The organism is Tannerella forsythia, from assembly GCF_003860135.1.
Lineage (GTDB): Bacteria > Bacteroidota > Bacteroidia > Bacteroidales > Tannerellaceae > Tannerella > Tannerella forsythia_A.
The window spans coordinates 1-224 of the sequence record NZ_RQYN01000211.1; the positions used below are offsets into that span (position 1 = coordinate 1).

1 pseudogene is annotated in these 224 nt (G+C 44.2%); it reads right to left on the minus strand.

The features are described 5' to 3' along the window. A pseudogene (locus EII41_RS13975) lies at positions 1–224 on the minus strand (IS1595 family transposase); the annotation flags it as partial.

A 224-nucleotide genomic window follows, 5' to 3' on the forward strand; every position in this document is an offset into this window, starting at 1 on the left:
TGATGTCATGAAATGTGTTTATCAGCTGTCGCTTGGCATTGCTGATGGCAATATGAACCCAAGGCAAGGCTTCCCCCACTTTCTCTTTGGGGATAACCTGAGAGTTGTGTCTAGGTACAAAGTCTTTCAATTCCACATAAGAGGTAGAATGATCCGTGTCAACTTCCCGCACATCTGCGGCTAATTCCTTAACCGCCTTATTGATCGTTTCTTTCTTCAAGTCA